This is a genomic window from Kitasatospora cystarginea (assembly GCF_039533515.1).
In the GTDB taxonomy this organism is placed as follows: Bacteria; Actinomycetota; Actinomycetes; order Streptomycetales; family Streptomycetaceae; genus Kitasatospora; species Kitasatospora cystarginea.
The window spans coordinates 1-4,418 of record NZ_BAAATR010000114.1 but is presented as its reverse complement, the minus strand read 5'-3'; the positions used below and the strand labels follow the sequence as shown (position 1 = coordinate 4,418).

Here is a 4,418-nt window from a genome sequence, read left to right as displayed (position 1 = left end):
GAGCGAGAGCACCCCGCCACACACCGGGAAAGACCGTCAAACGCGCCGAGACGCTCGACCAGCACTACGGCCGCACAGGTTAAAGATCAAGCTAAGCGGATAGCCTCCGGCGGGAACGAGCGGCTGACGGGAGTGGACGTGGACATCGAGGAGATGCTGGACCGGCTCGGCGCGGTCATCGGGCCGCCGCCTGCGGGCGGAGTGGTCCCGGTTCCGTGGGAGCTCGGGCCCGAGGTGCTCGGTTTCCAGCTGCCCGCGGACTACCGGGCGTTCGCCGACCGGTACGGCATGGTCAGTATCAGCGACGAGCCGCACATCTACACACCATCGGCAGCGCCCAGTCCCCAGGTCGGGCAGCCGCCCGGTTTCGAGGGGTTCCTGTACAACACGACGGAGCCCTACGGACACTGCGCCTGGCTGGCCGAGGTCTACCGGGACGGGGACTACGACGAGTGCCCGTACCCGTTGTTCCCGGCCGAGGGAGGGTTGCTGAAGTGGGGCAACAACTACAACTCGGACCATTTCCAAAGTGCCATGCCCGCAAAGCGAGTGGACGCAGAGCCGGCGGGTCGAGAGGATGCTCCCGAAGATCGACCTGCCGGACCTGTTGTTCGGGGTGAACGCCTGACAGGCAGTCAGATTCGGTGGCGGTGAGTGCCGACACTGGGAGTGACGACGGACGCTCTTATCTTTCACTTAGAACGTTTCCCTAGCGTCTCGTTCATGATGATGCAACGTGGTGCGGTCGGATCTGTTGTCCTCACGGCCGTGACCTTGACGGCCACCGTCGGGGTGGCCGCCGCGGCTCCCGCCCCCGACAAGGCCGCCGCCTCGGTGTCCCATGGCAAGGTGACGGACAATCTGTACATGTCGCTCGGCGCATTCGAGGATGCCACGTCCGGCGAGGACCCGAAGGTCAAGGCCATGATTGACCGTACGGACATCGGCGGCGTACAGGTGGTGGTGCCCTGGAAGGCCCTTGAGGGGAAGAAGGGGGAGTACAAGTGGTCGCGGCTGGACAATGCCCTGAAGTATCTCCAGGGACGCCACAAGAAACTGTTCGTCCAGGTTCAGGATCGGTTCTTCGATGTAGCCGTGAAGGACGCCAATGTTCCCCAATATGTGAAGGACGAGGGCGGGGTCGCGCCGACGGTCGATGAGAACCCTGACAACCCCACCACCCATGGGGCCATGGCCGCGCAGTGGAACAAAGAGGTGCGAGCAGACTTCCAGACCATGCTGAAGGCGATGGCGGAGAAGTTCGACGGCGAGTTCGCCGGGGTGAACCTTCCGGAGACCGCGGTCGAGGTGGACACCAAGAAAGATCAGACTAAGTACACCTCGAAGTCCTACATCGATGCTGAGATCGACAACATGCGCTACGGCAAGAAGGTCTTCACCAAGACGCAGTTCATCCAGTACATCAACTTCCTGCCGGATGACGACGACCACAAGCGCATGAAGGAGATGTTCGACCTCGCCAGGGACAAGAAGATCGGCATCGGAGGACCGGACACCCTGCCGGACCGGAAGTACCAGATGGAGAACTCCTACAAGTTCCTCCACGAATACAAGGATGCCCTCCCCCTCGTCGCGATGGCCGTCCAGGAGCCCGACATCAACGCCAAGGACCCCAAGACCGGTAAGCCGTACACCCGCGAACGGTTCACGGACTTCGCCCACGACTACCTCGGTGCGCGCCAAATGTTCTGGACCACCGAAGCAGACTGGCTGCAGAAGCCCCCGGCATGACACGTGCACGAGTGCGGCCACTCAGACCGCGTTTGAGATCTCGTTCCGAGGCCACTCAGGGAGTGCTCTAGGGCGCGTATCGAGTTGTGAGCAATCTGCGGGAATCGCTGTTACGCCGAAGCTTGATTGGCCAGCTCGTCCGACTCTTAGTGGCCTTCGCCGACCAACGCGACGCCGTCGTGAGTATCCGTGCGGCTGGGTGGCTGAAGTTGGTGCGGGCGGCAAGGCCGGAGACCATGCCCAATGGGCAGTAGATCAGTCCTCCTCGGCAAACTCAGCGGCTTTTGGAAAGACGCTGGTGTTGATGTGCCCCGAGAGCCAGCCGACCAGGAACTCGACCGCACCCGCAGGATGCGCGTCGTAGTATCAGCCCCTCGGATTCCAGCAGACGACGGTCCACTCGTCCGGCTTCCCGTCAGTGAGCCAGCACACGCGGTCCCATTGTCGGTTCCTGCCTACGGCAGGAGTCCGCCAGGCTCTGGGTAGAAGGGGTACGGGCAAGCTTCGGGGTTACTCTCCCGGAAGTTGCGTTCCTGGCCCAACAGCCGCTTCGCCGGCCCGACCAGCAGGTCTCGCCCGCCAAAGGGCGTAAGGGGCGTCAAGAACTCGGCGAAGTGGTAGGCCCCGTAGGCCCCGACCAACTGCTTGAAGTCGGACGGGAGTCCGACGCCGAGTGCTGCCTCCACCTCGTCCCAGTCTCCGTGCGCCCACAGCGGTTGCGACGGCGGAGGAATGAGGCGAGTGAGGTCGTCGAACGCGGTCATAGGGTTGAGCTTAGCTTGACTATTAACCCCACCAAGATCATGTCTTGGTGGGGTTTGTCGTTCGCCTGACAGCCGGGCGGCCTTTGCGTGATCGTGTCTTCTCGCTGAAGTCGACAACGGATCCACCCAAAGGCCGTGATGGACAGTCTGCAAGATGACGCCGCGCGCGTCGGGGCTCTGGCCGGGTTGTCCCGGTTTCGCCGCGAGTTCTACGAGTGCCTGCCCCTGCGGCGGATGCCCTGTTCGAGCTGATGGACGCGGTCCTGTGCGCCGACGGGCCGGTCATCTCGCTGCCGGAGCTGTCACTGGAGCCGGTGCGCCGGCGCGGGCACGGGGCGATGTACGACGTGCTCGCCCAGGGGCGCATCGCCGTGTCCCGCCTCCGCGTGGCGCTGGCCGGCCTTGATCTGCCGCGCGGGACGGACCGGCAGCTGTCCATCGCGCTGGACGTCACGCCCTGGCCGCGCCCGGACGCCGAGTGCTCGCCGCAGCGGTTGCACTGCCACCGCCCATGCCGCTGCGACGGCGCGCGCCAGACCATCCCCGCCTGGCCCTACCAGGTCGCCGCCGCCCTCGGCGGTGGGCGCTCTTCGTGGACCGGCCCGCTGGACGCAGTGCGACTGGGCCCCCAGGACGACCCCACCGAGGTCACCGCGGCCCAGATCCGCGAGTTTCTCGCCCGTCTCGAACAGGCCGGGCAATGGCAAGCGGGTGACCCGCCGATCCTGTTCGTCATGGACTCCGGCTACGACCTCGTGCGACTGACCTGGCTGCTGCGCGACGCGCCGGTCCGGCTACTGGGACGCATCCGCGCGGACCGGGTGATGCATGGACCAGCCGGGAAGCGCCGCGGGCACCGGCCCGGGCGCCCGCCCCGCCACGGAGCGGAGTTCCGCCTCGCCGACCCGGCCACCCACCCCGCCCCTGTCCAGGAGTCCGCCGGCATCCACGACCGCTTCGGCGAGGTCCTCGCCCGCTGCTGGGGCCGACTGCACCCCAAGCCGGACCGGCGCGGCCCCTGGGCCGACCACGAGGGCGAACTGCCCCTCGTCGAGGGCACATTGGTCCACTTAGTGGTCGGCTCCGGAAGTCTTCGGGGGTTGATCATGCGACGAGGCGGAGTGAGGATCTTCCTGGTGATCGGCGGTGTGCCGGTCGAGCCTGGCCAGCAGATCGTCCAGGTCGGAGGTGGTGAACTTCCACTGGAACGGCTGTGCTGTGGCGTTGTAGCGGTCTTCGAAGGCTCGGAGCCGGTCCCCGACCTGGAAGAGGTCGGTGAAGTCGTTGGGTGAGACGACCTTGCGCTGGACGACGGAGAAGTAGATCTCCACCTGGTTCAACCATGAGGCATGGATGGGGGTATGCACCATCACCGCGTTCGGGAACGCGGCGGTGAGCCGGTCGGCGGCCTTCTTGCCTCGGTGGGAGGAGCCGTTGTCGACGATCCAGAACACGCGCTTCGCGCTGGCATAGGGCTCCTGGAACCGGATCGTCTTCGACAAGCTGCTCCAAGTCCTGCGGTTCGGCTGCTCCTACGAGGCGATAGCGGACTCGACCTGCTCGGCCGCCACGATCCGAGGCCGCCGCGCCGAACGTGCTCTGGGGCGGGGACATGACCGAGATCGACACGGGCGAGGGCAAGCTCTACCTGGCCACGGTCATCGACCTGTTCTCCCGCCGTCTGCTCGGCTACGCGATGGGCGCCCACCACGACGCCGAACTGGTCGGCGCCTCGCTCAAGACGGCCTCGGCCACCAGGGGCGGCGACGTGGACGGCGTGATCTTCCACTCGGATCGCGGCAGCGAAGGCGGATTCAACTGATCGTCGCAACACCTCGATCGAGGAGGTTGTTGTGGCTCAGGGAAGGGCTCGTGCGGCACTGAAGGCGGGTCGCCCGCCGT

Annotated in this window: 4 protein-coding genes and 3 pseudogenes; 5 read left to right on the top strand and 2 right to left on the bottom strand. The window is 65.7% G+C overall.

What is annotated here, in order from left to right; translation table 11 throughout:
• The first annotated feature begins 138 nt into the window (after positions 1 to 138).
• Positions 139 to 654 (top strand): hypothetical protein, encoded by a 516-nt coding sequence (locus tag ABD369_RS40085; RefSeq protein ID WP_344641576.1) that lies wholly within the window; start codon positions 139 to 141, stop codon positions 652 to 654.
• 69 nt (positions 655 to 723) lie between these two features.
• Positions 724 to 1,752 carry a hypothetical protein gene (locus ABD369_RS40080; RefSeq protein ID WP_344641575.1) on the top strand — a complete coding sequence of 343 codons (1,029 nt, stop codon included), beginning with the start codon at positions 724 to 726 and terminating at the stop codon, positions 1,750 to 1,752.
• 455 nt (positions 1,753 to 2,207) lie between these two features.
• Here ABD369_RS40080 and ABD369_RS40075 read toward each other — a convergent pair whose 3' ends face one another.
• Positions 2,208 to 2,516 carry a hypothetical protein gene (locus ABD369_RS40075; protein ID WP_344641574.1) on the bottom strand — a complete coding sequence of 103 codons (309 nt, stop codon included), beginning with the start codon at positions 2,514 to 2,516 and terminating at the stop codon, positions 2,208 to 2,210.
• 215 nt (positions 2,517 to 2,731) lie between these two features.
• On the opposite strand from ABD369_RS40075, the gene ABD369_RS40070 reads away from it, so the two are divergent.
• On the top strand, positions 2,732 to 3,808 hold the full coding sequence (locus tag ABD369_RS40070) for a transposase (RefSeq protein ID WP_344641573.1): 1,077 nt from the start codon (positions 2,732 to 2,734) through the stop codon (positions 3,806 to 3,808).
• Between the two features lie 45 nt (positions 3,809 to 3,853).
• Here ABD369_RS40070 and ABD369_RS40065 read toward each other — a convergent pair.
• Positions 3,854 to 3,970 (bottom strand): annotated as a pseudogene (locus tag ABD369_RS40065) (hypothetical protein); the annotation flags it as partial.
• 28 nt (positions 3,971 to 3,998) lie between these two features.
• On the opposite strand from ABD369_RS40065, the pseudogene ABD369_RS40060 reads away from it, so the two are divergent.
• Together ABD369_RS40060 and ABD369_RS40055 are read left to right on the top strand one after the other, a co-directional pair.
• Positions 3,999 to 4,109 (top strand): annotated as a pseudogene (locus ABD369_RS40060) (IS5/IS1182 family transposase); the annotation flags it as partial.
• Positions 4,102 to 4,338 (top strand): annotated as a pseudogene (locus ABD369_RS40055) (DDE-type integrase/transposase/recombinase); the annotation flags it as partial. The pseudogenes ABD369_RS40060 and ABD369_RS40055, both read left to right, overlap by 8 nt.
• Positions 4,339 to 4,418: the final 80 nt, after the last annotated feature.